The sequence below is a fragment of the Enterobacter cloacae complex sp. SHL012 genome (assembly GCF_049237505.1).
In the GTDB taxonomy this organism is placed as follows: Bacteria; Pseudomonadota; Gammaproteobacteria; order Enterobacterales; family Enterobacteriaceae; genus Enterobacter; species Enterobacter kobei.
On record NZ_JBMKIZ010000001.1, the window covers coordinates 209,818 to 235,361 of the forward strand.

Below are 25,544 nucleotides of genomic sequence, written 5' to 3' on the forward strand. Positions count from 1 at the left end.
ATATGTCTGGAGGATTAGTCACAGCCGCATACATTGTTGCTGCAATCCTGTTTATTTTCAGTCTGGCGGGGCTTTCCAAACACGAAACGTCTCAGCAGGGGAATAACTTTGGTATCGCCGGGATGGCGATTGCGCTGATCGCCACCATCTTCGGGCCGGACACCGGCAACGTGGCGTGGATCCTGGTGGCGATGATTATCGGCGGCGCGATCGGTATTCGCCTGGCGAAACGCGTTGAAATGACCGAGATGCCGGAGCTGGTTGCTATTCTGCACAGCTTTGTGGGTCTGGCGGCCGTGCTGGTGGGCTTCAACAGCTACCTGTATCACGAACCGGGTCTGGAACCGATTCTGGTCAACATTCACCTGACCGAAGTGTTCCTCGGCATCTTTATTGGTGCGGTGACCTTCACCGGCTCAATTGTGGCGTTCGGCAAACTGCGCGGTAAGATTTCGTCTAAACCGCTGATGCTGCCAAACCGTCACAAGCTGAACCTGGCGGCGCTGGTGGTATCGTTTGTACTGATGGTTATCTTCGTGCGTACCGAAAGCGTGGGCCTGCAGGTGCTGGCATTACTGGTGATGACCCTCATCGCGCTGGCATTTGGCTGGCACCTGGTGGCGTCTATCGGTGGTGCGGATATGCCGGTAGTGGTCTCCATGCTGAACTCCTACTCCGGTTGGGCGGCGGCGGCGGCAGGCTTTATGCTGAGCAACGACCTGCTGATCGTCACCGGTGCGCTGGTGGGTTCATCTGGTGCGATCCTGTCTTACATCATGTGTAAGGCGATGAACCGTTCGTTTATCAGCGTTATCGCCGGGGGATTTGGTTCTGACGGCTCCTCTACCGGTTCTGATGAAGAAGTGGGTGAGCACCGTGAGATCAGCGCGGAAGATACCGCAGAGATGCTGAAAAACTCGCACTCGGTCATTATCACCCCGGGCTATGGCATGGCGGTGGCGCAGGCGCAGTATCCGGTCGCAGAAATTACTGAGAAGCTGCGCGCGCGTGGGATCAAGGTTCGCTTTGGTATTCACCCGGTGGCGGGACGTCTGCCAGGCCACATGAACGTGCTGCTGGCGGAAGCGAAAGTGCCTTACGACATCGTGCTGGAGATGGACGAGATCAACGATGATTTCGCCGATACCGACACCGTGCTGGTCATTGGCGCTAACGACACCGTTAACCCGGCGGCGCAGGACGATCCGCGCAGCCCAATCGCGGGTATGCCGGTTCTGGAAGTATGGAAGGCGCAGAACGTGATTGTCTTCAAACGCTCCATGAACACCGGCTATGCTGGCGTGCAGAACCCGCTGTTCTTCAAAGAGAACACCCACATGCTGTTTGGCGACGCCAAAGCCAGCGTGGATGCGATTCTGAAAGCACTGTAATTTCGCTTCACCCTGACAAACCGCTCTTCGGGGCGGTTTTCTTATTTCTGCGGTCAGCTTTTCTCCTCTGTCTATACTTTACCCTTTGTGTAAGACGAGGAGGTGTAATGCAATTTCTGTCCCGCTTCGACATCATCGCGTTGATGATGACGCCGACATTTTGGGTAGGCGTCGCCACGGTTGTCTTTGTCACGCTGCTGGTGTACTGGCTGCTGACGCGCCTGATCGCGTTCGTTAAGAAAGGGATCACCACCTGGGGCGACAAACACCCGACCACCAACCGGATGCGTTTTATCCTGAGCGATATGCTTAACAGGACGAGTCGGATCCTGCTTTTTGTCGTAGCACTTCTGTTCAGCCTGCGTTTTGTTGACTTACCCGATCATCTTTTTGGCACGGTCAGCCATGCCTGGTTCCTGGTTTTCGCGATTCAGGTGGCACTGTGGATGGATCAGGGCGTTGTGTCGTGGCTACGTCACGTCATGCTGGCACCGGGAAGTCATAAAAACCCGGTTACGCTGGTGATCACGGGGCTTATTCTCCGTGCCATTGTCTGGTCAGTGATGCTGCTGTCTATTCTTGCTAACGCGGGCGTCAACATCACTGCTCTGGTTGCCAGCCTTGGGGTGGGGGGGATTGCCATCGCTCTCGCCGTACAAACGATCCTGAGCGACGTGTTTGCCTCCCTGTCCATTGGTTTTGATAAGCCGTTTGAAATTGGTGATTTTGTGGTGTTCAACGACGTGGCGGGGACAGTAGAGCACATTGGCCTTAAAACGACCCGCATACGCAGTCTGAGCGGGGAGCAGATCGTCTGCGGCAACGCCATTTTGCTCCAGCAAACGCTCCACAACTACAAACGTATGCAGACACGTCGTATCGTCTTTACCTTTGGCGTGGCCAGCGACACGCCGCCCGATAAGCTGCGCTACGTGGGGGATATGGTCAGGCAAATCATCACCGATGTGGGTGAGACAAAATTCGATCGTGCCCATTTCCTCGGATTTGACCGCGACCGTCTGACGTTTGAAGTCGTTCATATCGTCAATACTGCGGATTACAACAAATACATGGATATCCAGCAGGAAATCAATATCCGTATTCTTGAAGGGCTGAATGCTCAGGAGATTAAGCTGGCACTGCCGAGCATGGTATTGCACGCGCCGTGGATGCAGGATGAGGCGGGTGAACAGCCGAAGCCGGTGATGGAGAGCTGAAAAAAAAAGCCCGCCGGAGCGGCGGGCTGACAGGGTTATATTAATCGTCTTCCGGATCGTCCAGCTCAATCGGCGTCTGGAACTCATCTGGCTTAATGACCAGCAGGTCACAGCGCAGATGGTCGATCACCTGTTCGGCGGTATTGCCGAGGAACGCGGCAGAAATACCGGTCCGGCCAATGGTCCCCAGGACCACAATCCCGGCCTGCAAATGTTCTGCTAAATCCGGGATCACCTCTTCAGGCAGCCCTTTCTCTACGTGCGTCATGTTCTCGTCAATGCTGAACTTCTGGCGCAGCGCTTTCATGGCCAGCAAATGCTGGCCGCGAATGGCGTCGTTATAGACGCTGGGGTCAAATTCAGGCAACTCAATGGCGATATTGATTGGGGTGACTGGATAGGCGCCCACCAGATGCACTTCAGTGTGATTGACCTGGTCAGCGAGCTGGATGGTTTCCTTCACCAGCTTCTCGTTGAGTGAATTATGATAATCCTCTTCGCTGGCGAGGTTTACCGCCACTACGGCTTTCCCGCCCTCCGGCCACGGCTGGTCTTTCACCATCCAGACCGGGCAAGGGCATTTACGCAGCAAGTGCCAGTCGGTTGGGGTGAAGATCACGGATTCCAGCTTGTCGTGCTGGTGCGCCATCTTCAGCAGCAGGTCGTGTCCACCGGCAACGACTTCCTGGATAATGGCTTCAAAAGGTCGGTTATGCCAGACCACTTTGATATCAATAGGAACCCCCGCTTCAAGGTAATACTTCGCCTGTTCACGGATCCACGCGGTACGCTGACTGATGACGCCCTGACGCATAGCGGTGCGCTCGTCAGGCGACAGAAGGGTGGTCATCTCATACGAGAAGTCATAGATCGGCAAAAACGCTTTGATTTTGCCGCCAATCCGTTGATGTAGATACACAGCACGTCGTAATGCCGGCTGATCGTCCTGATTAGGATCGATAGCTACCAGCATGTTTTGATACTTGGCCATACAGGTCTCCTTACTACTGTCACCACAGTCTGTAAGTAAAAGAGTAACCTATATATCCTGAATGAAACAGAGGAGAGCTTTTGTCAGATCAATAATTCATGAAAATTTATCAGAGGAAAAGCACCGTGGTTGTCACCGCGATAAACGCAATAAACAGCAGCACCATCACCGCTATTGCAAACGTCGTGGAGTCCTGCACGTAGGTTTTTTCCTCCCCCTTCATTGGGCCGACAAGCATGATCCAGATGAAGATAAAGGTCACTGAGGCAATCACGACTGAAACGAAAAACAAACTTTCTCTCAATTCATAACCTCAACGACAACCTTTCAGGCGCTGTGTGGGGATGTGCTACGGTGAAGACGGCTTAAAGCGGAAGTGATTATACCAGACTAATAAATCATGTGAATTTATCAGTCTGGTGATCAACATGCGGAGAGTTATGCCACGTTGCGGGCATGACCGGCAAGCACGGCCAGTGCTTCACCGTTTTCGATAGTGATGTATTTACCCTTAACGGCCAGCATCCCGCTTTTCTGGAAACGACCCAGCAGACGGCTGATGGTTTCCACGGTCAGGCCCAGGTAGTTACCAATATCACCACGGGTCATGGTCAGACGGAATTCGCGCGGCGAGAAACCCCGTTCGGCGAAGCGGCGGGAGAGGTTGTAGATAAACGCGGCCAGGCGCTCTTCTGCATTCTTTTTAGAAAGCAGCAGAATCATGTCCTGATCGCCTTTGATCTCACCGCTCATCAGACGCATCATCTGCTGACGCAGGTTAGGCATCTTACCGGACAGGTCGTCCAGCGTTTCAAACGGGATTTCGCAAACCATAGAGGTTTCAAGCGCCTGAGCAAAGCTCGGGTGATGGCCTGTGCCGATGGCATCAAAGCCCACCAGGTCACCCGCCAGATGGAAGCCGGTGATCTGCTCATCACCCTGTTCGGTGATGGTATAGCTCTTGATGGTGCCAGAGCGGATAGCATAGAGCGATTTCAGTTCGTCTCCGGCTTTAAACAGCGTCTGCCCTTTCTGAATAGGCTTTTTGCGCTCGATGATATTATCAAGCTGATCGAGTTCATGCTCATTCAGGGTAAACGGGATACAGAGCTGGCTGATGCTGCAATCCTGGCAATGGATAGCACAACCGCCAGACTGAATGCGTCGTATAATTCGCTTTTCCGGGATCATAGGTTTGCTCAAGCCTTAATTGATATTGGTCAATTTTAACATCTTTTTGGTAAGTACGTAAGCCTGACAAACCATCAATAAGGATAAGAGACGGCAATGTGTCGCCATCTTCTTGAAATTCCACAGCTTGATTATGGATTTTTAGCCTAACCGGTAGAAAATTAAGCACAAAAAGCCTGGGATCTACAGCAGAAGATATCCTTCGTGACGCAGCAACCACTCCTTGCGCTGCACGCCACCGGCATAGCCGGTCAGGGTACCGTTGCGTCCGATGACGCGATGGCAGGGAACGACAATGCTAACGGGATTAGAGCCATTGGCGGCCCCCACCGCACGCGCGGCGCCTGCGCGGCCCAGCTGCTCCGCGAGCTGGCCGTAATGCATGACCTGCCCGCAGGGAATGGCCCGCAGCGCCTGCCACACTTCACGCTGGAAAGGGGTGCCAGCCGTGGCGGTGGGGAGTGTATCGATGATGCTGAGATCGCCCTCGAAGTACGCCGCAAGCTTATCGCTCAGCCCACCCGGATTGGTGGCGCGGATACGTTCAAAACCTTGCGCCCGATAATGAATGTTCAGCAGCTCTTCCATGCGGTCGCTGTGCTCTTCCCATTCAACGGCGCGCAGACAAGACTGCTCGTCCGCGATCACCCACAGCGGCCCAAGCGGCGTCGCAATTTTATCTTCGAGTAATCTCAGCATCCTCATTCCTTTAGTTCAGCCTCGGGTAGATCCCCGGCCCAATCGGCAGGCCGACAAGATACCATGCCACCAGCATCACCAGCCATACCCCTAAAAAGATAAGCGGGTAGGGCAAAACCAGCGAATAGTAGGTACCCAGTTTTGCCTCGGGTTTATAGCGCTGCAGAAAGCCTAAAAACAGCGGGACAAACGGCGAAACCGGTGCAAGCGGGATCACTGACGAATCGGCGATGCGGAACAGGATCTGCGCAAACGCCGGATGGAAGCCCAGCATCATAAACATCGGCACGAAGATCGGGGCCAGAATCGACCAGATGGCGGAGCCGCTGGCGATGAACATGCACAGCAGGGACGACAATAGCGCCAGGCCGACAAACGCCGGTACGCCGCTTAACCCGGCAGCTTCCAGCGCGTCGGTCAGGCCCACGGCCATAAACTTGCCCATGTTGCTCCAGTTAAACATCGCCACAAACTGCGCCAGCGGGAACACCATGACGATAAAACCCGCCATCTCTTTCATCGGTTCGATCATCAGCTGCGGCAGATCGCCCTGACGGCGAATTTTGCCGGTGGCGATACCATAAGCGAGCGAAACGACAAAGAAGAAGAGAATGATCAGCGGCACAATACCCTGTATAAACGGCGAGGGCAGGACGGTATGTTTAACTGGATCGCGCAGAATACCGTTTTCCGGCACCACCATCAGCGCGACCATGGCGATGAATACCAGCGAGACAATACCGGCCACGCGCAGGCCGAATTTCTGCTCTTTGCTCAGCGTCTCCAGCGTTTCATCGCTACGGCCTTCCCATTTGCCCAGACGCGGCTCGATGATCTTGTCGGTAATCAGCCCGCCGACAATCGTCAGAACAATCACTGAGCTGGCCATAAAGTACCAGTTGTCGATTACGCTGACGTGCATTGCTGCGTCAATGGTTTTCGCCGCCTCCGTGCTGATGCCCGAGAGCAATACGTCAGTGGTGACAATCAGCAGGTTGGCGGTAAATCCGCAGCCGACACCCGCAATTGCCGACAGCAGGCCCGCCACCGGGTGCCGCCCGACGGCGAGGAAGATCAACGCCCCCATTGGCGGCATGATCACCAGCGCGGCGTCGGAGGAGATATGGCTGAAGAAGGCGATAAACAGCACCATATAGCTGGCGTAACGTGCGCTGACGTGGGATGCCATCTTTACCATCAATGCAGGCAGCAAACCCACGCGCTCTGCCAGCCCGGCCCCTAATACCAGTGCCAGAATGGCGCCCAGCGGGGCGAAGCCGCTGAAGTTTTTGATGACGTTAGGTAAAAACCAGTGCAGCCCGTCAACGCTGAGCAGGTTTTTCACCGCCACCAGGCTGCCATCGGCCGGACTTCGCACGCTCACGTCAAAGGCGGAGAGCACGGCGGTGGCAACCATCAAAATGACAATCAGATAGATAAACAGCAGGAAAGGGTGTGGCACTTTATTGCCGATCCTTTCAACCCAGCCATAGAGCTTACTGGATGGGGAATGCGAAGGTATGGATGACATACTCATGGGCGTTCCTCGGGAGTGTTGTGTTGTTGTGTTGTTGTGTTGTGTTTTTTTATTTTAAAGGTGACGGTGTCACGCCCTGTGGGATCGGACACACGTACGGTTTTTCTTGTATTTGTTGTTCGAACTCTTCACGACATTTTTTTAGCAGGGCTGCATCCTGCAGCAGATTCAGTGCCGTGGCGCCCATGACTTTCCCGGCCAGCAGCATGCCTTTGTGAGCAATGGAGGTTCGCCCCTGTGCCACCAGTTGCCAGGTATGCAGCGGCGTTCCCACGGTAAAGCAGGGGCTGAAGCACTGGGCGACCGGCATTTTCCAGCTGACGTCACCCACATCCGTTGAACCCGCCAGCACGTTATCGGTAATGGCATAGGGCGCAATCTCATCCACCAGGAGTGTCTCCTGATGACGGCGGGCAAAGGCTTTACCGGCGTCTCCGCCCGTGGCGGCTATATTTTTGAGGCTGTTCTGCAGGTCGTTGGGCGTGAGCGTAGCGCGGATCTCACGGGCAAAATCGCACTCTTCAGCAGTCCACGCCGGCGTGCCGTAGTGTTGTAACGCCCGATACATTGCCGCCTCAAGCGTGCGGTTTGGCAGGTAGCTGGAGCAGGCTTTATCAAAGCGACACTCCACGGTGGTTTCGGTCATCATTGCCGCGCCCTGGGCGATTTTCTCAATGCGTTCGTAGATCTGCTGCGCATCGGCCATTTCCGGGGCGCGGATCAGGTACAGCACTTCGGCCTGGGCCTGCACCACGTTGGGCGAAATCCCGCCGGTATCGGTGATGGCGTAATGGACACGTGCTTTCTCAATGATGTGTTCATTAAGGAAGTTGGTGCCGGTCGTCATCAGCGTCACGGCATCCAGCGCGCTGCGTCCCAGATGAGGGGAGTTGGCCGCATGCGCCGCCACGCCGTGAAAACGCCAGGCGGCCTGAATATTGGCCAGGGTGCTGACGTTAAACATGCCGGCAAAGGCTTCCGGGTGCCAGGTGACGGCGGCATCGACGTCATCAAACAGTCCTTCCCGCACCATAAAGGTTTTGCCGGAGCCGCCTTCTTCCCCGGGGCAGCCGTAAAAACGCACCGTTCCGCTACCGCCATGCTGTTCAAGCCAGCTTTTTACCGCCACCGCACCGGCCAGCGCCGCGGTGCCCAGGAGGTTATGCCCGCAGCCGTGACCATTCGCTCCCGGCGTGGCGGATTGCGCGGTTGCACAATGCGCCTGCTGGCTTAGCCCGGCCAGCGCATCGTATTCACCGAGCAGGGCGATAACCGGTTTCCCACTGCCGTAGCTCGCAATAAAAGCGTTTGGAATACCGCCCGCCTCGCGAGTCAACGTAAAGCCTTCGGCCTCCAGCGCGCCGGCGAGTCGTTCGGCGGACCAAAATTCTTCAAAGCGGGTTTCAGGGTGATCCCAGATGGCATCGGCTATATCGGTTAGCGTCTGACATCGCGTATCGATGGCATCGGCAATAAAAGCGTAGTTCTCCTGCATTACACACCTCGCGTCCACGGAAAATTGAGCGCAGTCCGCGCCAGCGTTTCGATGGCGATAGCCATAACCTGTTCATCGAAGTCGAATTTTTCGTTGTGATGGCCGGCGCTCAAATCCGTGCCGAATACCATATACGACGCCATGCCGCCGTTTTGCTGCACGCGGGCCATCATCAGCGTGGCGTCTTCGGAGCCGGCGGGGGCTTTGACCTTATCTATAGCGCGATCAATGCCGGAAACCTGGCTCGCCTGTTCGCGCAGATAATCAACCCAGGCCGGTGTGGGCGCGCTGGAGGTGGCGGCCCCCATCAGACGCATCTCCGCCTTCACGCCGTAGAGTGCGGCCGCCCCGGTAATGACGGCCTGCGCGCGTTCAAAGACATACTGATTTATGGCTTCGCTTTCCCCGCGGGTTTCCACTTTGATGAGCGCATTCGCGGGCACCACGTTGCGGCCGCTTCCGGCCTGCATGACCCCGACGTTGACGCGGGAAGCCCCTTCACTGTGCGGTGCGATGCTGTGTAAGGCGAGAGCGGCCTGCGCGGCGGCGAGCAGGGCGTTTCGCCCGTCCTCCGGTTTTCCGCCTGCGTGTGCGGCAACGCCCGTAAAATTCACGTCGAACTTGGTGGTCGCCATAAAGTTATCGCTGCCGCAGATCGCCGTTCCGGCAGGCACGCCGGTACCGATATGGATGGCAGTAAAATAGTCCACGCCATCCAGCGCCCCGGCGGCAACCATAGCGCGTGCGCCGCGCGTCCCTTCTTCGGCAGGCTGAAAGATGAGCCTGATGGTGCCGTTGAGCTGCGCTTCATTCTGCTTAAGCACCTGCGCCAGTCCCAGACCAATGGTGGTATGGCCGTCATGCGCGCAGGCGTGCATCATTCCCGGGTTGCAGGAGGCAAAACCGTCGCGGAACGGGCGATGGCTGTTGTCCTGCGCTTCGCTTAAATCAAGGGCATCCATGTCTACGCGAAACGCCAGGGTTGGCCCCGGGCGGCCAGTCTTAAGGGTCGCCACAATGCCGGTAAATCCGCCTTCAAACGGTGCCAGCCATTTTTCGGGGGCGCCTTGCGCACGCGCTCGGGCAAATTCTCGCGCCAGCGTTGCGTCATCGGGCAATCCCATTCGGCTTTCGGCATCCACCACATCACGGCCCATCGCCAGTTCGTACCCCAGCGAATCAAGAATTTCAGCGACTTTCGCTGCAGTTCTAAACTCTACCCAGCCGGATTCCGCAAAATGGTGAAAATCGCGACGCCACGCGCTCAGCTGCGGCGTTAATGTCTGGATGTACTGCGCCAGTGTGTCCATATCTCTTCCCGTCATCATTAAAAAATGTGAACTGCTTCACGCTGTGATAGTTTTTACTTATCACTAACCGATTTTTCACAGTTTTAACCGTTCAGGAATTACCCTCGCACATCCCTTTCCATTAAAGTAGATGACAGTTTCTTTACTCTGATAAACAACGGTTATCGGTCGGGCTATGACATTTCAGATTAAATTTCATCAAATCCGGGCGTTTGTTGAAGTCGCGCGTCAGGGCAGTATTCGCGGTGCCAGCAGGACGCTGAATCTTTCGCAGCCAGCGCTGACCAAATCGATCAAAGAGCTGGAAGAGGGTATGGCGGCACAGCTTTTTGTGCGCCGGAGTAAAGGTGTTGCCTTGACCGAGTGTGGCGAGGGCTTCTACCAGCGCGCCAGACTGATTCTGGAAGAGTTGCGTGCGGCGCAGGATGATATTCGCCAGCGGCAGGGGGAACTGGCCGGGCAGATCAATATCGGGATGGGCGCCAGCGTTTCACGCAGCCTGATGCCCGCCGTTATTACGCGCTTTCATGCACAACACCCCCAGGTCAAGGTGCGGATTATGGAAGGGCAGCTGGTGTCGATGATCAATGAATTACGCCAGGGTGAGCTGGATTTCACCATTAACACCTATTATCAGGGGCCTTACGACCATGAATTTACGTTCGAAAAGTTGTTTGAAAAACCGTTTGCGGTATTTTGCCGGGAAGGGCATCCGGCGACAGGGGCAACATCCATTAATGAACTTTTGCATTATAACTGGACAATGCCGACGCCGCGGGGAAGCTATTATAAGCAATTAGAAGATCTATTTCGCCACCGCTCGCAAATACCGCGAATTGGGGTGGTGTGTGAAACATTTTCGTCCTGTATAAGCCTGGTTGCGCAAAGTGATTTTTTAAGTATCCTGCCGCAGGAGTTGGGCTCTGACCCGCTTCTGGCGCACCGTCTCGTCATTCTGCCGGTTGTCGAATCGCTTCCAAAAGCCGCGTATTATTTAATTCAGCGACGTGATTCACGTCAGACACCTCTTGCTGAATCCTTAATTACGCAATTCAGAAGGGAAGCGAGAAAAATAGACGCAGCGGAAAATTAAAAATAAAAAAACAGAGTCTGCCCGACATCAGACAGACCCTACAGTACACACAGCAGTACGTCCTTTTGCCAGTCCTGAGTATTATTTCCATGGGGCAGGTTTATTTAGTTATAACACCTTTTCCGAAAAAAGACAGGTTGACGAGTGATTGATTTCACGAATTTTTAACGTAAATCACTTATTTTACCTTCACTGAAGTTTTAGTTAAGTCTGGTTTAAGTGCGTATCACCCTTATTATATATTCGCCGGGTAAATATATATGCCGTGAGTGGGCCGCTGACGGTTATTGAGACACATGTCTGGCACAGGTATAGTACCTCCCTCAGAAGTAGCCGGAGGATCCCCATGAACCCTGACGACAAATCACTTTTTCTTGACGCCATGGAGGATGTCCAGCCCATGAAGCGCTGCTCGGATATCCACTGGCAGCCGATGAGAAACGCACGGGCGCGGCAGGAGATGGATACTGAACAGCTGGACAACTTTCTGACGCTGGGGGTTCTGGAACTCCTGCCCCTTGAAGAACCGCTGGCGTTCCAGCGCGAAGGGGTACAGCAGGGCGTTATAGAGAAGCTGCGTTCGGGGAAATACGACCGACAGGCCAGCTTAAACCTGTTGCGTCAGCCCGCCGAACGCTGCCGACAGATGCTGTATTCCTTTATCAGTCAGGCCCGTCGTGACGGATTACGTAACCTGATCATCATTCACGGGAAAGGGCGCGAACAGAATTCGCATCCCAATGTGGTGCGCAGCTATCTGGCACGCTGGTTAACTGAGTTCGAGGAAGTGCAGGCTTTCTGCGTGGCGCTGCCGCATCACGGCGGCAGCGGGGCATGTTACGTTTCACTGCGGAAATCCGATGAAGCGAAACAGGAGAACTGGGAACGGCACGCCAAGCGCAGCCGTTAAGGCGGTTTTCGCGGGCGAGGCGATCGCCCGCCTGTGACTCAGAAGGTTTCCCAGTGACTGTCAGGCGTGGCGTTAGCCGTTGCCGGACGCAGTAGCTGCGGCGTTTTCACATTTGCCGGACGTGAGGCGACCGCGTGTTCTTTTCCGTTCAGACGAAACGCGGCCACAGCCTGACGCAGCTGTTCGGACTGATCTTCCAGTGCCGCCGCCGCCGTAGCGGACTGCTGCACCAGCGCGGCGTTTTGCTGCGTCACGCTGTCCATTTGCGAAACGGCCAGGCTCACCTGTTCAATACCGCGGCTCTGCTCATCGGAGGCCGACGAAATCTCACCCATGATATCGGTTACGCGGGTCACGGCGGCGACAATCTCCTTCATGGTCGCGCCCGCTTCGCTAACCTGCTCAGAACCGGTATTCACCCGGTTGACGGAGTTCTCGATAAGCCCTTTGATCTCTTTCGCCGCCTGTGCACTGCGGCTCGCCAGCGTACGGACTTCGCCTGCGACGACCGCAAAACCACGCCCCTGTTCCCCGGCGCGTGCGGCTTCTACCGCGGCGTTAAGTGCCAGAATATTGGTCTGGAACGCGATGCTGTCAATCACGCCAGTAATGTGGGCAATCTGCTGGGAACTGTCGGCAATTTCGGTCATGGTGCGAACCACGTTATCCACGACGTGGCCACCACGTGCTGCGGTTTCAGAGGCATTCTTCGCCAGTAACGTAGCCTGACGGGCGTTATCGGAGTTCTGTTTAACCGTCGCGGTCAGCTCTTCCATGCTGGCGGCCGTCTCTTCGAGCGAGGCGGCCTGCTCTTCGGTGCGAGCGGAAAGATCGTTGCTGCCTGCGGCAATTTCACCTGCGCCGGTGTAGATGGAGTCGGTACTGCCGCGCACGGCGCTGACGGTAGTCACCAGAGATTGTTGCATCTCATGCAGGCCTGCGGCCAGTTGACCCATTTCATTGCGGCCAGAGAGCGCGATATTCTGCGTCAGGTCGCCCCCCGCAATGGCGCGAATATGGTTCATAATGGTGTTGAGTGGTTTTAACAGCAGGTGTTGTAACCCCTGCCAGATGACCACCAGCACGGCGATAACGGCCAGGAAAATGACTGCCAGCGTCCACTGCATTTGCGTAAAGCTGCTTTGGTTCTCTTCGGTTGCCGCTTTCAGCAGCGTGTTGTTTTCGGCGCGCCAGCGGTTGTAGACCGCTTCCATATCATCCTGTGCCTGCTGAGCATCCAGATCGCCATAGGCCTGGTAGTTGTCGGCGCGAAGATACTGAATCGACAAACGCATGACCTCATGCATCTGATTCCAGGATTTTTGCATCTCGTCAGTTAACGCCGCATTCTGGCCGTTAACCTGCGGCAGTTTCTGCCACGCTTTGTTATAGGTTTCTGCTTTAGCCAGCGAGTTACTTGCGGTATCAAGCAGTTTGTTGATCGCGGCAAGGGAAGCCGGATCGCGCTGGTTTTTCAGGTAGCGGATCGCCACGCGGGTCACGGTGACGCGCGTTTTTACCAGCGTGTTTACGCTGTCGCTCAGATTTTCCTGCTGGGCATTGAGCACGCCGGAGTTCTGGAAGTTATGGCGATCGTTGCTGACGGCGGAGTAGAACAACCCTCCCGTGACAACTTGCAGCAGACAGAATATGGTGAGGGCAAAGATAATACCGGTAATCACGTGCAGATTTTTCAGCATAGCGGTCGTCCGTTAGAGAAGAGGCAGAGGTACACCAATACTATCGTCGTATAGAATTTAAACTTTAATTTAACTCGCGCTTAACGAAGGGCTCCGGTCAGGAACCTGTTGTAAATCCGGATCATTTTTATGAGGAAGGTCAACATGAGCAGCATTGATAAAAGCGGGACGTACGCGCTCGGTACGCGGACGGTTAAACGACTGGGGTACGGCGCGATGCAGCTTGCCGGACCGGGCGTATTTGGCCCTCCGAAAGATAAAAATGCCGCGCTGGAGGTGTTACGCGAAGCCGTGGCGGGGGGGGTGAATCATATCGATACCAGCGATTTTTATGGTCCCCATGTGACCAATCAGCTGATCCGCGAGGCGCTTCATCCGTACCGGGACGATCTCACTATCGTCACCAAGATCGGGGCCCGCCGCAACGATAAAGGCGCCTGGCTGCCGGCCTTTTCCGCGCAGGAGCTGACTCAGGCGGTGCATGATAACCTGCGTAATCTGCAGGTGGATGTACTGGATGTGGTGAATCTGCGGATCATGTTTAGCGCTCACGGCCCGGCAGAAGGATCGATTGCTGAACCGCTTTCCACCCTCGCAGAGTTACAGCAGCAAGGGCTGGTACGCCACATTGGTCTGAGCAATGTCACGGCCACTCAGGTTGCGGAAGCGCAGAAGATGGTGCCTGTTGTCTGCGTGCAGAACATGTACAACATAGTGAACCGCGGCGACGATGCGCTGGTGGATTTACTGGCGCAGCAGGGGATTGCCTATGTGCCGTTTTTCCCATTGGGCGGCTTTACGCCACTGCAATCCAGCGATCTGCAGGCCGTCGCGGATTCCCTTGGCGCAACCGCGATGCAGGTTGCGCTGGCATGGCTGCTGCAACGTTCCCCGAATATTCTGCTGATCCCCGGCACCTCTTCCGTGGCGCATCTGCGGCAAAATCTCGCAGCAGGAGAACTGCAACTGCCGCCTGACGCTCTGGAAACGCTGAATACGCTGGTAGGCCGATCGTTGAACTAAATCCGTTCAAACTTCAATACGTTCGGCTTCACCGCCGGAAAGCATCTTGATCCTGGCCCATAATCCGTAATACTGTATTTATATACAGTATTACGGCAGGAAAGCATTTATGGGCACTCTCTTTTCTTATCACTCTAATCAAGTCATTGAATTACCTCTCTTTCTGGAGCGCGTCGCCTGCGGCTTCCCCAGCCCGGCGCAGGATTATGTGGAGGATCGTCTCGATCTTAACCGGCTGGCGGTCAGGCACCCCAGTGCGACCTACTTTATAAAAGTGAGTGGTGACTCGATGATTGGGGCTGGGATCGGCGACGGCGATCTGCTGGTGGTCGATCGTTCGTTAAATGCCGAACATGGGGATATCGTCGTGGCGTCGGTTGCCGGTGAGTTTACGGTGAAAGAGCTACAGACCCGTCCGGTTTTGAGGTTGCTGCCGCATAATGCCCGCTATCAGCCGATTACCTTCCAGTCAGAAGAGGAGCTACAAATCTTCGGCGTTGTCACTCACACCCTCAAAACGTATAAACATGTTCGCACTCGTTGATGTGAATAGCTTTTATGCCTCCTGCGAGAGGGTGTTTCGCCCCGATCTGGAGGGCAAACCCATCGTGGTGGTCTCGAACAACGACGGCTGCATTATTTCGCTGTCGCGGGAGGCCAAACAGTTCGGCATAAAAATGGGTGAGCCCTACTTTAAATTCAAGGAGAAGGGTTATCCGGCGCGGGTGTATGTTTTTAGCTCGAACTATGCGCTGTATGCCGATCTCAGCAGCCGGGTGATGCAAACGCTGACCGATCTTGCTCCGGCAATTGAGATCTACTCGATTGATGAAGCCTTCGTGAACGTGTCGGGCGTCAGCCGCTGCATGTCGCTGGAGGCTTTTGGCCATCAGATGCGCAACCAGGTCGCTAAAAGTACGGGGTTGACCGTTGGGGTCGGTATTGCCCCGACCAAAACGCTGGCGAAGCTGGCCAACTATGCGGCGAAGCGGTGGTCTGCCACCGGCGGCGTGGTCGATCTATCGGATCGCGAACGGCAGCGTAAGCTGCTGGCGAAGGTGCCGGTAGAGGAAGTGTGGGGTGTCGGGCGACGCATCACGAAAAAACTCAACGCCATGGGGATTACCACGGCGCTGGAGCTGGCGGAAGCGTCCTCCTGGGTCATTCGCAAACATTTTAACGTGGTAATGGAACGCACGGCGCGCGAGCTTCGCGGTGAACCTTGTCTTGATCTGGAAGAGTTTACCCCGACGAAGCAGCAAATTATCTGTAGTCGTTCGTTTGGACACCGTATTACGCAATACGAAGAGATGCACCAGGCCATTTGTGCCTACGCGGAGCGTGCCGCCGAAAAACTGCGCGGCGAGCATCAGTATTGCCGCTTTATCAGCGTGTTTGTGCGCACCAGCCCGCATGCCGACAACGAAATTTATTACGGCAACCAGGCCTCAGTCACCCTGATGACACCCACTAATGACACGCGCGATATCATCCGTGCTGCCACGGAGGCGCTGGGGCGTATATGGCTTGATGGGTATCGCTATATGAAAGCGGGGGTGATGCTGGCGGATTTTTTCAGCAGCGGCGTCGCCCAGCTGAATTTGTTTGATGATAACCGCCTGTGTGCCAATAGCGCAGCGCTGATGGAGATAATCGACAGCGTAAACCATTCCGGCAAAGGGAAGATATGGTTTGCCGGGCAGGGGATTGAGAAATCCTGGGCGATGAAGCGTGAGATGCTGTCACCGGCGTATACGACGCGGTACGCAGATTTGCCGGTGGCAAGGTAGGATATTGTCATAAACGATCGCCGCGTTATACTCACGGCGTTAATAAGAATGTATGACGGGGCAGGGATATGTACGAGAGCCTAAAAATGATATCAGTCGCGCTGCCCCTCATTGCGCTTTTCATCCTGTTAAGATTTGTTGTCAGACGTATTCGCCAGGCAAAGCGCCTTATTTCAGATCATAACGGGATGAAAAAGATATCTGCTAACCCCTCAATTTTTGGCGGGAATGCAGGTAAAACATGGTTTTATGATGACCAGTTTTTATATGAAGTTAAAAACAACGCCACCCGTAAGATTGCGCTGGCTACTATCATTAAAATCGGGCCGGGGAATATCGAGATAAATAGCCGACGGGTCTGGATTGTTATTTACCGTGACGGTGCTAATGAAAAGCAGGTGCAGTTTTATAACAATCTCACCCTCTGGAATCATAACTTCACGGCTTTTCTGACCGCGATAAAAAGAGCCAATCCTGACGCTGTCGTTAAAGAGCGCGCAATCCTGAATTTGTGAAAAAGGACCGCAGACCGTCACGGCCGCGCATCCGCCAGTTCATAACACAGCGCCCCAATCCGCTCCACGGCATTCAGCAGGCGGGGCGTCGGTTCGTTTGCGCAGTTTAGCCGCAAAAAGTGAGACAGCTCTGCGGCAGGGGAAAACAGCGGGCCGGGGCTGACGCCAATACCCAGCGCCAGCGCGCGACGATGTACCTCCAGCGCGTTGACCTGCAAAGGAAGTTCTACCCACAGCAAGTAACCCGCGGCGGGCGCGTTAACACGCGTGCCGGGAGGAAAACTTGCCTCGACTCGCGCCACGACGGCGTCTATTCCCTCCGCAACGCGACGCTTGAGCCGCCGCAGATGGCGATCGTAATCGCCGCTCGCCAGGACTTCGCTGGTTGCGGCTTCCAGCAGCGGAGCGCCTGCCCAGTCTCCGGCCATGCGGGCCTGTAAAACCTGCGGAAAGTAGCGTCCGGCGGCAATCCAGCCGATTCGCCAGCCGGGCGCAAGCGTTTTAGACAGGGAGCTGCAATAAATGACATTTCCACTCTGGTCGAACGCTTTACAGGCTGGGGGACGTTGTCCCTCGCCGACAAGATCGCCGTAAACATCATCTTCAATGAGAGGAATATCTGCCGCGTCAAGCAGGGCAACGAGTTCCTGCTTACGCGTGACGGGCATACTGGCGCCCAAAGGGTTTTGCACCGTAGGGGAGGCCAGAACGGCGGCCGGGCGGTGGCACCGAATGGCGTCCGCCAGCGGTTCCAGCAGCAGGCCCTCAACAGGATCGGTGGGGATCGATAAGGCCTTCAGACCCAAATCCTCCAGCAGCAGGAGCGTACCAAAGTAGGCTGGCTGCTCAATCGCCACCACATCACCGGGCTGGCACACGGCTCGTAGCGCAAGGCGCAACGCCTGCGTCGCACCTGCGGTGATAATAAGGTCATCCGCGCTGAAACGGGCTCCCCACTGTGCAGAACGCGCGGCAATCTTGCTTCGCAAATCACGCCTTCCCGGCGGCAGGCTATAGCTCTGACCGTGCGCGTCCAGACGTCGGCCCGCGGAGTGCAACGCCCGCTGTAGCGTCTCGCCCGGCAGCCAAGCAGGATCGGGCAGGGCTGCACCCAGAGGCACCAGACGGGCTTCTGAACTGCTGAACAGCGACCGGGCCATAGCCGACAGGGTGACGGGAACCGGGCCTGGCGGAGAACGAGAAGGCTCCACAGGCTGCGGAAGGCTTGTCTGGTGGATGTAATAACCTGAACGCGGACGTGCAACAATCAGCCCCTCGGCCTCAAGGCAGCGCAGCGCTTCAAGCGCCGTCGGAAGACTGACATGCTCGCGTTCGGCCAGTTTACGCGCGGAGATGATCTTGTCACCGGCTCGCAACGCGCCAGACGTAATTGTAAGACGCAGCATATCCGCAATACGGCGATAGTGAGGAGAGGACGGGGATGGGGCAGACATGGTATCTGTTCAGGCTAATTTTCGATAAAACTGACTATACAGCCAATAATGCACGCCATCTATAGTGTCCGACATGTTCAGGACAAGGAGGCATTATGCACAGCGATAATTTTGATATTTCCACGTATTTCAAACGCATAAACTACACTGGCCCCGCGGCTGCCGATACGGGTACCCTGCATGCGCTTATGCGTCATCAGCTTTTTGCAATCCCGTTTGAAAATCTGGATGTACAGGCGGGGAAAATTGTCTCGCTGGCACCTGACGATATTGCCGATAAGCTGTTAACACAGGGGCGCGGCGGCTACTGCTATGAGGTGAACGGGCTGTTTGCCATGGCGCTGGAGGCGTTAGGTATTCCTTACCGTTTTGTGGCGGCACGCCCGATGTTCTACCCCGTACGGCGGCCAAAAACCCATATGGCGTTAATTGCTGAGGTGGAGAGCCGACAGTGGCTTTGCGACCTCGGGTTTGGCAGCTATGGCATTCGTGCGCCAATGGCTCTGGACACGCTTGATGTTGATATCGCACAGGATTTTGACACGTTCCGGCTTAGCCGCAGCGCTGAGGGCGAATATCTGCTTCAGGCGAAGGTGGCGGGAGAATGGGCCCGTCAGTACGGCTTTGATCTCACGCCACAGGAGTGGATTGATTTCGTTCCGGCCAACTACCTTAACTCCACGCACCCGGATGCCATTTTTGTGCAGAAGCGTGTGGTGGTGCAGCATCGACCGGAGGGACGCGAGATTTTACTGGGGAATATGCTGAAAATCATTACGGCGAAGGGCACGGAAACCCGGCAGCTGGCGGAGGACGACATCCCCCGTATTCTGAAAGAGCGTTTTGCGTTGATCGCGGCATAAAGCAGAAGGGGGCCTGTGCCCCCTGAGCCTCCCGCACCGCGGTTGAAGCATTACTTCTTCTTGTTCATCATCGCTTTTAAATCGGCAAACGGGTTAAACGTGGCGACGCCCACGTCTTTTTGCGCGTCTTCCCCGGCGACCACGGTGGTACCGTACTGATCCGCTTCGGTGTATTTCGAATGTTCGTGATCGTGGCAAAACAGGCACAACAGCTCCCAGTTACTGCCATCTTCCGGGTTGTTGGTATGGTCGTGATCGATATGGTGAACCGTCAGTTCGCGCAGATTGGAATAGACAAACTCGCGCGAGCAGCGTCCGCATACCCAGGGATAGATTTTTAACGCTTTTTCGCGATAGCCACTTTCAAGTCTCGCGTAGTTTTTGGGGATCAGAGCCATTGCTGGTTTTACCTGTGATAAAAAGAGTGTGCCAATATATCCCATCAGGCACGGTAAATGTACAGGACCTTCCTCCGCTAGAGCGAGAATGTGCCTTCAAGCGTCATCACGCAATTTCCGCCAACGCGAACCACCGCCTCTCCCGACGAGGCATCGTATCCCGCGAACAGCACGCTTGCTCGTCCCATATCAACGCCCTGACTGACGTTAAGATTAAGCGTCGTTTTATTGCGGTGCAACGCCAGCAGCGCTGTCGCAGCGGCAGTCGCGCTGCCTGTGGCAGGATCTTCTGTCATGCGGGGAGTAAACATGCGGGCCTGCACATCATGAGGTTCATCAGCATTCGTATCCAGGGTGTAGGCATAGAGGGAAACGGCGCCATCCAGCGGTAAGGTCGCGCGAAAACCCTGTAAATTCGGCACGCATCGACGAAGCGCCTCACGAGAAGCCAGCTCGGCTATCAGAAAGGGCAGACCTACCGACGCGACCACAGGCCTATGTACCTCGGTACGGATATCTTCCGTGTTCAGGGATAAGCAGGCAGCCACGCTTTCCGGGCTGACTTCAGAGCGGCACGAGAGTGCCTCAGGCACCAGGAGTTCTGCGCCAGTGATCGTATCGTTGTCGCGCAACAGGCGAACGGGCACCACACCGGCTATTTCCTCGAAGTGTAGCGTATCAGGCAGGCGCTGATGATTCATCGCGGCGTAATGGGCAAGCACGTAAGCCGTTCCAACATTCGGGTGCCCGGCGAAGGGGATCTCGCGCGAGGGCGTAAAGATTCGCACGCGTGCTGTATGGGAAGGGTTGTCTGGCGGCAAAACGAACGTGGTTTCGCTGTAGCCAAATTCAACGGCGACCTGCTGCATTTGTGCTTTGTTCATGCCTTGAGCATCGAGTACGACGGCAACAGGGTTACCCAGAAACGGAGTATCAGTAAAAACATCCGCAACAACATAGCGTCTTTTCATTTTCTGTCCGATGTAAAAGTCCTGATATAGAGATGTAACGTTAAATCAAACCGATAACCAGCCGTTTTTCACCCGACGGACCTGAAAAAAATTCAATCAATTTATTTGAATCATTCCGTTAAAGAAACGCCATTTATTCTCCACAGGTAATGCGTACAGTAGGGAGAACGCAACGCATTATCAGGACACAGGATTATGAAAAAGATCGGCTTTTTATCGTTTGGTCACTGGACGCCTTCTCCGCAGTCCGGCACGCGCTCGGCAGCAGACACCCTGCTGCAGTCCATTGACCTGGCCGTGGCGGCCGAAGAGCTGGGGGCGGACGGCGCCTATTTTCGCGTGCACCACTTTGCTCGTCAGCTGAGCTCTCCGTTCCCTCTGCTGGCCGCAATTGGGGCCAAAACGAAAACCATCGAGATCGGTACCGGCGTGATTGATATGCGCTATGAAAACCCGATGTACATGGCCGAGGATGCCGGTGCGGCGGATCTGATTTCCGGCGGTCGTTTGCAGCTTGGCATCAGCCGGGGCTCCCCGGAGCAGGTCATTGATGGCTGGCGTCATTTCGGCTATGTCCCGCAGGAAGGGGAAAACGAATCAGATATGGCACGCCGTCATACCGAGGTGCTGCTTGAGGTTCTGCGCGGCGAAGGATTTGCAAAGCCGAATCCACAGCCGATGTTTCCGAATCCACCGGGGCTGCTGCGACTGGAACCCTATTCCGAAGGGCTGCGCGAGCGTATCTGGTGGGGCGCCGGTTCGAATGCGACGGCAGTATGGGCCGCTAAGCTCGGCATGAATCTGCAAAGTTCTACGCTGAAAGACGATGAAACCGGTGAGCCGTTCCATATTCAGCAGGCAAAACAGATCCGCGCGTACCGCCAGGCGTGGAAAGAGGCAGGGCATACGCGTGAGCCGCGCGTGTCGGTCAGCCGCAGTATTTTTGCCCTGATGGACGACCGTGACCGGATGTACTTCGGTGCCAGCCGCAACGACAGCGATAGCGTGGGGTATCTTGACGAGAAAACGCGCGCGATCTTCGGCCGCAGCTATGCGGCGGAGCCGGACAAGCTTATCGAACAGCTGAAAAAAGACGAGGCGATTGCTGAAGCGGATACGTTATTGTTGACCGTACCGAACCAGCTCGGTGTGGATTACAATGCGCATGTGATTGAGTCCATTCTCAAACATGTCGCACCGGCAATGGGCTGGCGCGAGTAGTCGACGCGCTGGGATAAGCCCCGTCGCCGCACGTGGCGTGAATCTCCATTTGTAACTATCCGGGCGCTTATCGTGAAGACAGGAGGATCAATACATTCCTCCTGTCAGCGCTATTTCTGGCTCATATCGCTCAGCAGCACGGCGATGCTTTGTCCGCCCTCGGTCTGTTCCAGACCAATCTTCACAATGATGGTCAGCGGAACGGAGAGCAGCATACCGACGGGACCGAGCAGCCAGCCCCAGAAAATCAAAGACAAAAAGACGACCAATGTGGATAGCCCCAGCCCGCGTCCCATCATCCGTGGCTCAAGAATATTGCCGAACAGCAGGTTAATGGCCAGATATCCGGCCAGCAGAACCAGCGCATCATACAGCCCGCTGAAAACCAGCACCTGAAGGATAGGGGGGATCGCTGCCAGCACGGAACCGATGTTGGGAATGTAGTTGAGCGCGAAGGCCAGTAATCCCCAGACGAACGCGAAGCGGACGTCCAGCGCCAGCAGCATCACCCAGACGACACCACCCGTAACCAGGCTAATGGCGGTTTTCAGCACCAGATAGCGTGAGACGCTGTCCAGCGCGCGTTGAATCGCCCCCATGCCCTCAACCGGACGGACCATTATCTGCTGCAGCTTTGCCGGCAGTTGAGGCACCTCCAGCAGCATAAACACCACCGTTAAAAACAGCAGGAAAATGGAGGTCATGGCATTCGAAAGCTGCGCCAGCAGGCTGGTGACGATCGTCATGGCCGCATTGGGGTCGATATATTTAAGGAGTTCCTCAACCGAGACTTCAATACCTGCGCGTTGCAGCCAGGGTTCAAGCTGCAGCAGCGGTATCGCCAGCGACGATCGGTACTTCGGTAACGTGCGCGCCAGTTCATTCAGCGAGGTGCCGAGATAGGCAACCAGTAATACCATGGCAACAATAATCACGCTGATGAGCAGGGTAATCGCCAGCACGCGCGGGATGCGTAGCCGCGTCATGCGCCGTACCAGCGGGTTAAGGATCACCGCAATAAACAGCGCCAGAATAAAGGGCACGATGATGTCGGCTGCAAATCGCACGCCCGTCAGTATGATCACCAGCATGCCCAGCATGATGACAATTTTTAACCCGTTCAGGGTAATAATGGGTTTAGCCATGGTGACTCCGAAATACGCTTTTTATTTATAATAAAGGTGAAACGCGTTGCAATAAACTAACCAAAATCAAACGGTGTGGGTAAAGAATTGCAAAGACTTTGAGTAAAATCCTGGCTTATGGTACAAATTTAGCGTGTTTAACTACCGAGGACAATTTTCATCCGCAAAGACGAGAAGCAACAACGCGGATAATTGTAATTTTATGGACAATGTGTTCAGGACGTATTCTTCAAACAACACCGCTGTATTTTTCACCTCCTTCTGCCTGGTTGCTGGTGAGCAACACTGGCGCACCGCCCTATAGTTATCTCTTCTGCCTGAGCTGGCGCTACGCGCTTAGCTGTCTGATTTAATTTCATATTTTTTTTGGTTTGCCGCATGCGGCGGGCCACGATGGATTATATTCTCAAGCAGGAGAAAAACATGTTTTACTGGATTTTACTCGCTCTGGCTATTATCGCTGAGATTACTGGCACGCTGTCGATGAAGTGGGCGAGCGTCAGCGATGGCAATACCGGTTTTATTTTAATGCTGGTGATGATTTCACTTTCCTATATTTTCCTCTCATTTGCGGTGAAAAAAATTGCGCTGGGTGTGGCGTATGCGCTGTGGGAAGGGATCGGTATTTTATTGATTACACTCTTCAGCGTCCTGATATTTGACGAAACATTAACAACAATGAAAGTCGCCGGGTTAACGACGCTGGTCGCGGGTATTGTGCTGATTAAATCAGGTACCCGTAAACCGACCAAACAGCAGAAGGAGCAGAACCATGCAACAGTTTGAATGGGTTCATGCGGCCTGGCTGGGTTTCGCCATCGTGCTGGAAATTTTCGCCAACGTTCTGCTGAAATTCTCCGACGGTTTTCGTCGTAAAGTCTATGGCCTGATGTCGATAGCCGCGGTTCTGGGGGCGTTCAGCGCCCTGTCGCAGGCGGTCAAAGGTATCGATCTTTCGGTGGCCTATGCGCTGTGGGGCGGTTTTGGTATCGCCGCCACCCTTGCCGCCGGTTGGGTACTGTTCGGCCAGCGGTTAAATAACAAAGGCTGGATAGGACTGATATTGCTGCTGGCGGGTATGGTCATGATAAAACTCGCCTGATAACCCGTTACCCCTTTTTCTCCCGCAGCCGCGCTGGCTTACTCTTGAGCCAGCGCTTCCAGCTTATCGCGAAAACCGGTGACGGATAGGGCCCGGTTATCGGCTCGCCATCGGTCTTTCGCCGCCGGAGCGGAGCTTTGAACACCAATCAATTGCCAGCCGTTATCGGTTTTCAGCATCAAGGGCGAACCACTGTCACCCGGTAACGTATCGCACTGGTGCGACAGCACGCTGGTTTGTGCCCAGCCCGTTACAACACAGTCGGTATGGGTGTAAAGCGCATCCAGATGATCGACCGGGTAGCCTGACTGCGTGACCTTACGGTCGGCGGCTTTCAGCGCGGCGGTGAGCGCCGCTTTATCTCCGTCAAATAACGGCAGTGGCGTAATGCCTGAAGGCGGGTAGCGGAGAATGATCAGGCCAAAATCCCATGACGCTGCCGCGGGCGGCACTATCCAGCCATCACCATCCGGTTTCAGTCGTTTACCCAGAGAAGGATCAACCCGGCCTTCGATGCCGTGGATTTCATAGCGCCAGACACCTTTTTGCGACACAAACCGTAAGGCTACCGCTTTGTCTGGCTTTCCGTTAGGGGGCGTCAACAGGCAGTGGCCTGCCGTTAGGGCTAATTGCGGGGTGATCAACGTCGCGGTGCACAGATTGCCGCTGGCGGTTTCCAGTTGTCCAATAGCATCCCAGGGGGCCTGTGTTGGGTCGGTGACGCGAGTACGATCGTCATGACCGAAAAAAAGCGTCTTAAGCTCTTTCGCGCTAATGGCGTCATCGCCGCCATCATCCGCCTGTGAAAATCCAGAAAAAAGACCAAACGTTCCCAGCAACAACACAACAGATTTACGCATATCACACTCTGGTGGGGGTAATTATGATTATTAAAAGTGAACCCTATGAAAATACTATAGACGGGACAGCACGAAAGTGGGAGTAAAATCAGCGTGCTACAATCAGGAAAGATAAAAATGGCTTGCGATGAGCGCGCATAAAATAAGCAGGATCAGAATGAGCTCAAACCGATAGCGTCGCAGCATACGCCCTCCGGATAAAAAAACGGCGCAGAACCTTTTCCGGTTCAGCGCCGGTTTACCAACGTGCCCCGAAGGGCACGGTTAAGCTTGTACCTTACGCAGCTGGCTGAGCAGCTGGTTTAGCAGCTTCGTGTTTTACTGCTTTTTTGTGATGCTTTTTAGCGGCCTGGGCTTTCTGCTCTACAGCAGGTTTAGCGGCTTTTTTATGGTGCTTTTTAGCGGCCTGGGCTTTCTGCTCTACAGCAGGTTTAGCGGCTTTTTTGTGGTGCTTTTTAGCGGCCTGCGCTTTCTGCTCTGCAGCAGGTTTAGCGGCTTTGTGGTGTTTTTTATGATGTACAGTTTTTGCTGGCGCAGCAGTGGTCGTTGCAGTTGGCGCAGCGGCCGCTGGTGCAGCAGTGGTTTCAGCAGCAAACGCAGCAGAAGACAGACCCATAGCAGCGGCAACAACCAGAGCTAATACTTTTTTCATGTTCATAACCTCGAAT

Annotated in this window: 27 protein-coding genes; 13 read left to right on the forward strand and 14 right to left on the reverse strand. The window is 55.0% G+C overall.

What is annotated here, in order from left to right:
- Positions 1–2: 2 nt before the first annotated feature.
- Both pntB and ACOTY9_RS01080 read left to right on the forward strand, forming a co-directional pair.
- Positions 3–1,391, forward strand: coding sequence for a Re/Si-specific NAD(P)(+) transhydrogenase subunit beta (gene pntB, locus ACOTY9_RS01075; RefSeq protein ID WP_023330269.1), 1,389 nt, complete (start codon positions 3–5; stop codon positions 1,389–1,391).
- A 107-nt stretch (positions 1,392–1,498) separates the two neighbouring features.
- Entirely contained in the window at positions 1,499–2,608 is a 1,110-nt protein-coding gene (locus ACOTY9_RS01080) for a mechanosensitive ion channel family protein (RefSeq protein WP_045269495.1), read from the forward strand.
- A gap of 40 nt (positions 2,609–2,648) precedes the next feature.
- Here the strand turns inward: ACOTY9_RS01080 and uspE are convergent, their stop codons facing one another.
- From uspE to ACOTY9_RS01115, 7 genes are all read right to left on the reverse strand, one after another.
- Complete coding sequence (gene uspE, locus ACOTY9_RS01085) at positions 2,649–3,599, reverse strand: universal stress protein UspE (RefSeq protein ID WP_014883603.1); 951 nt, start codon at positions 3,597–3,599, stop codon at positions 2,649–2,651.
- Positions 3,600–3,708: 109 nt separating this feature from the next.
- On the reverse strand, positions 3,709–3,891 hold the full coding sequence (locus tag ACOTY9_RS01090) for a hypothetical protein (RefSeq protein WP_014883604.1): 183 nt from the start codon (positions 3,889–3,891) through the stop codon (positions 3,709–3,711).
- A 146-nt stretch (positions 3,892–4,037) separates the two neighbouring features.
- The gene (gene fnr / locus ACOTY9_RS01095) at positions 4,038–4,790 is read right to left on the reverse strand and encodes a fumarate/nitrate reduction transcriptional regulator Fnr (protein ID WP_006174991.1); all 753 of its coding nucleotides are present in this window, start codon (positions 4,788–4,790) and stop codon (positions 4,038–4,040) included.
- A gap of 183 nt (positions 4,791–4,973) precedes the next feature.
- Complete coding sequence (gene ogt, locus ACOTY9_RS01100) at positions 4,974–5,489, reverse strand: methylated-DNA--[protein]-cysteine S-methyltransferase (RefSeq protein WP_014883605.1); 516 nt, start codon at positions 5,487–5,489, stop codon at positions 4,974–4,976.
- Positions 5,490–5,499: 10 nt separating this feature from the next.
- Complete coding sequence (gene abgT, locus ACOTY9_RS01105) at positions 5,500–7,026, reverse strand: p-aminobenzoyl-glutamate transporter (RefSeq protein WP_348565553.1); 1,527 nt, start codon at positions 7,024–7,026, stop codon at positions 5,500–5,502.
- Between the two features lie 49 nt (positions 7,027–7,075).
- A complete protein-coding gene (locus ACOTY9_RS01110) occupies positions 7,076–8,521 on the reverse strand; it encodes a M20 family metallopeptidase (protein ID WP_164954963.1) in 1,446 nt (481 codons plus the stop codon).
- A complete protein-coding gene (locus ACOTY9_RS01115) occupies positions 8,521–9,831 on the reverse strand; it encodes a M20 family metallo-hydrolase (RefSeq protein WP_023330272.1) in 1,311 nt (436 codons plus the stop codon). Before ACOTY9_RS01115 ends, ACOTY9_RS01110 begins: the two co-directional genes overlap by 1 nt.
- Before the next feature lie 175 nt (positions 9,832–10,006).
- Between ACOTY9_RS01115 and ACOTY9_RS01120 the strand changes: the two genes are divergently transcribed.
- Together ACOTY9_RS01120 and smrA are read left to right on the forward strand one after the other, a co-directional pair.
- Entirely contained in the window at positions 10,007–10,924 is a 918-nt protein-coding gene (locus ACOTY9_RS01120) for a LysR family transcriptional regulator (RefSeq protein WP_058690816.1), read from the forward strand.
- Between the two features lie 346 nt (positions 10,925–11,270).
- Positions 11,271–11,834, forward strand: coding sequence for a DNA endonuclease SmrA (gene smrA / locus ACOTY9_RS01125; RefSeq protein WP_348565552.1), 564 nt, complete (start codon positions 11,271–11,273; stop codon positions 11,832–11,834).
- 38 nt (positions 11,835–11,872) lie between these two features.
- Here the strand turns inward: smrA and tcp are convergent, their stop codons facing one another.
- A complete protein-coding gene (gene tcp, locus ACOTY9_RS01130) occupies positions 11,873–13,534 on the reverse strand; it encodes a methyl-accepting chemotaxis citrate transducer (protein ID WP_088126829.1) in 1,662 nt (553 codons plus the stop codon).
- A 144-nt stretch (positions 13,535–13,678) separates the two neighbouring features.
- Here tcp and ACOTY9_RS01135 point away from each other — a divergent pair, with 144 nt between their 5' ends.
- The 4 genes from ACOTY9_RS01135 (at position 13,679) to ACOTY9_RS01150 (ending at position 16,862) form a co-directional block, all read left to right on the forward strand.
- Positions 13,679–14,557: an aldo/keto reductase family oxidoreductase gene (locus tag ACOTY9_RS01135; protein WP_348565551.1), complete on the forward strand. Its 879-nt coding sequence runs from the start codon at positions 13,679–13,681 to the stop codon at positions 14,555–14,557.
- Between the two features lie 109 nt (positions 14,558–14,666).
- Entirely contained in the window at positions 14,667–15,101 is a 435-nt protein-coding gene (gene umuD / locus ACOTY9_RS01140) for a translesion error-prone DNA polymerase V autoproteolytic subunit (RefSeq protein WP_063433828.1), read from the forward strand.
- Positions 15,085–16,347 carry a translesion error-prone DNA polymerase V subunit UmuC gene (gene umuC, locus ACOTY9_RS01145; protein WP_059371921.1) on the forward strand — a complete coding sequence of 421 codons (1,263 nt, stop codon included), beginning with the start codon at positions 15,085–15,087 and terminating at the stop codon, positions 16,345–16,347. The genes umuD and umuC overlap by 17 nt, the downstream gene beginning before the upstream one ends.
- A 68-nt stretch (positions 16,348–16,415) precedes the next feature.
- The gene (locus tag ACOTY9_RS01150; RefSeq protein WP_032628920.1) at positions 16,416–16,862 is read left to right on the forward strand and encodes a hypothetical protein; all 447 of its coding nucleotides are present in this window, start codon (positions 16,416–16,418) and stop codon (positions 16,860–16,862) included.
- Between the two features lie 17 nt (positions 16,863–16,879).
- Here ACOTY9_RS01150 and ACOTY9_RS01155 read toward each other — a convergent pair whose 3' ends face one another.
- On the reverse strand, positions 16,880–18,316 hold the full coding sequence (locus ACOTY9_RS01155) for a PLP-dependent aminotransferase family protein (RefSeq protein ID WP_045134986.1): 1,437 nt from the start codon (positions 18,314–18,316) through the stop codon (positions 16,880–16,882).
- Positions 18,317–18,411: 95 nt separating this feature from the next.
- On the opposite strand from ACOTY9_RS01155, the gene ACOTY9_RS01160 reads away from it, so the two are divergent.
- The gene (locus ACOTY9_RS01160; RefSeq protein ID WP_348565550.1) at positions 18,412–19,179 is read left to right on the forward strand and encodes an arylamine N-acetyltransferase family protein; all 768 of its coding nucleotides are present in this window, start codon (positions 18,412–18,414) and stop codon (positions 19,177–19,179) included.
- 50 nt (positions 19,180–19,229) lie between these two features.
- Here the strand turns inward: ACOTY9_RS01160 and yajD are convergent, their stop codons facing one another.
- Positions 19,230–19,577, reverse strand: coding sequence for an HNH nuclease YajD (gene yajD, locus ACOTY9_RS01165; protein WP_006808895.1), 348 nt, complete (start codon positions 19,575–19,577; stop codon positions 19,230–19,232).
- A 77-nt stretch (positions 19,578–19,654) separates the two neighbouring features.
- Positions 19,655–20,548 carry a PhzF family phenazine biosynthesis protein gene (locus tag ACOTY9_RS01170; RefSeq protein ID WP_047625205.1) on the reverse strand — a complete coding sequence of 298 codons (894 nt, stop codon included), beginning with the start codon at positions 20,546–20,548 and terminating at the stop codon, positions 19,655–19,657.
- Between the two features lie 195 nt (positions 20,549–20,743).
- Between ACOTY9_RS01170 and ACOTY9_RS01175 the strand changes: the two genes are divergently transcribed.
- Positions 20,744–21,769: an LLM class flavin-dependent oxidoreductase gene (locus tag ACOTY9_RS01175; protein ID WP_014883619.1), complete on the forward strand. Its 1,026-nt coding sequence runs from the start codon at positions 20,744–20,746 to the stop codon at positions 21,767–21,769.
- Positions 21,770–21,879: 110 nt separating this feature from the next.
- Here ACOTY9_RS01175 and ACOTY9_RS01180 read toward each other — a convergent pair whose 3' ends face one another.
- Entirely contained in the window at positions 21,880–22,914 is a 1,035-nt protein-coding gene (locus ACOTY9_RS01180) for an AI-2E family transporter (RefSeq protein ID WP_014883620.1), read from the reverse strand.
- Positions 22,915–23,047: 133 nt separating this feature from the next.
- Between ACOTY9_RS01180 and ACOTY9_RS01185 the strand changes: the two genes are divergently transcribed.
- From ACOTY9_RS01185 to mdtI, 3 genes are all read left to right on the forward strand, one after another.
- Positions 23,048–23,218, forward strand: coding sequence for a hypothetical protein (locus ACOTY9_RS01185; RefSeq protein ID WP_086527785.1), 171 nt, complete (start codon positions 23,048–23,050; stop codon positions 23,216–23,218).
- A gap of 119 nt (positions 23,219–23,337) precedes the next feature.
- Complete coding sequence (gene mdtJ, locus ACOTY9_RS01190) at positions 23,338–23,700, forward strand: multidrug/spermidine efflux SMR transporter subunit MdtJ (RefSeq protein WP_014883621.1); 363 nt, start codon at positions 23,338–23,340, stop codon at positions 23,698–23,700.
- The gene (gene mdtI, locus ACOTY9_RS01195) at positions 23,687–24,016 is read left to right on the forward strand and encodes a multidrug/spermidine efflux SMR transporter subunit MdtI (RefSeq protein ID WP_014883622.1); all 330 of its coding nucleotides are present in this window, start codon (positions 23,687–23,689) and stop codon (positions 24,014–24,016) included. Before mdtJ ends, mdtI begins: the two co-directional genes overlap by 14 nt.
- Before the next feature lie 38 nt (positions 24,017–24,054).
- Here the strand turns inward: mdtI and ACOTY9_RS01200 are convergent, their stop codons facing one another.
- Together ACOTY9_RS01200 and asr are read right to left on the reverse strand one after the other, a co-directional pair.
- Positions 24,055–24,876, reverse strand: a complete 822-nt coding sequence (locus ACOTY9_RS01200) for a trypsin-like serine peptidase (RefSeq protein ID WP_014883623.1) — start codon at positions 24,874–24,876, stop codon at positions 24,055–24,057.
- Between the two features lie 277 nt (positions 24,877–25,153).
- Positions 25,154–25,528, reverse strand: coding sequence for an acid resistance repetitive basic protein Asr (gene asr / locus ACOTY9_RS01205; RefSeq protein ID WP_014883624.1), 375 nt, complete (start codon positions 25,526–25,528; stop codon positions 25,154–25,156).
- Between the last annotated feature and the right edge of the window lie 16 nt (positions 25,529–25,544).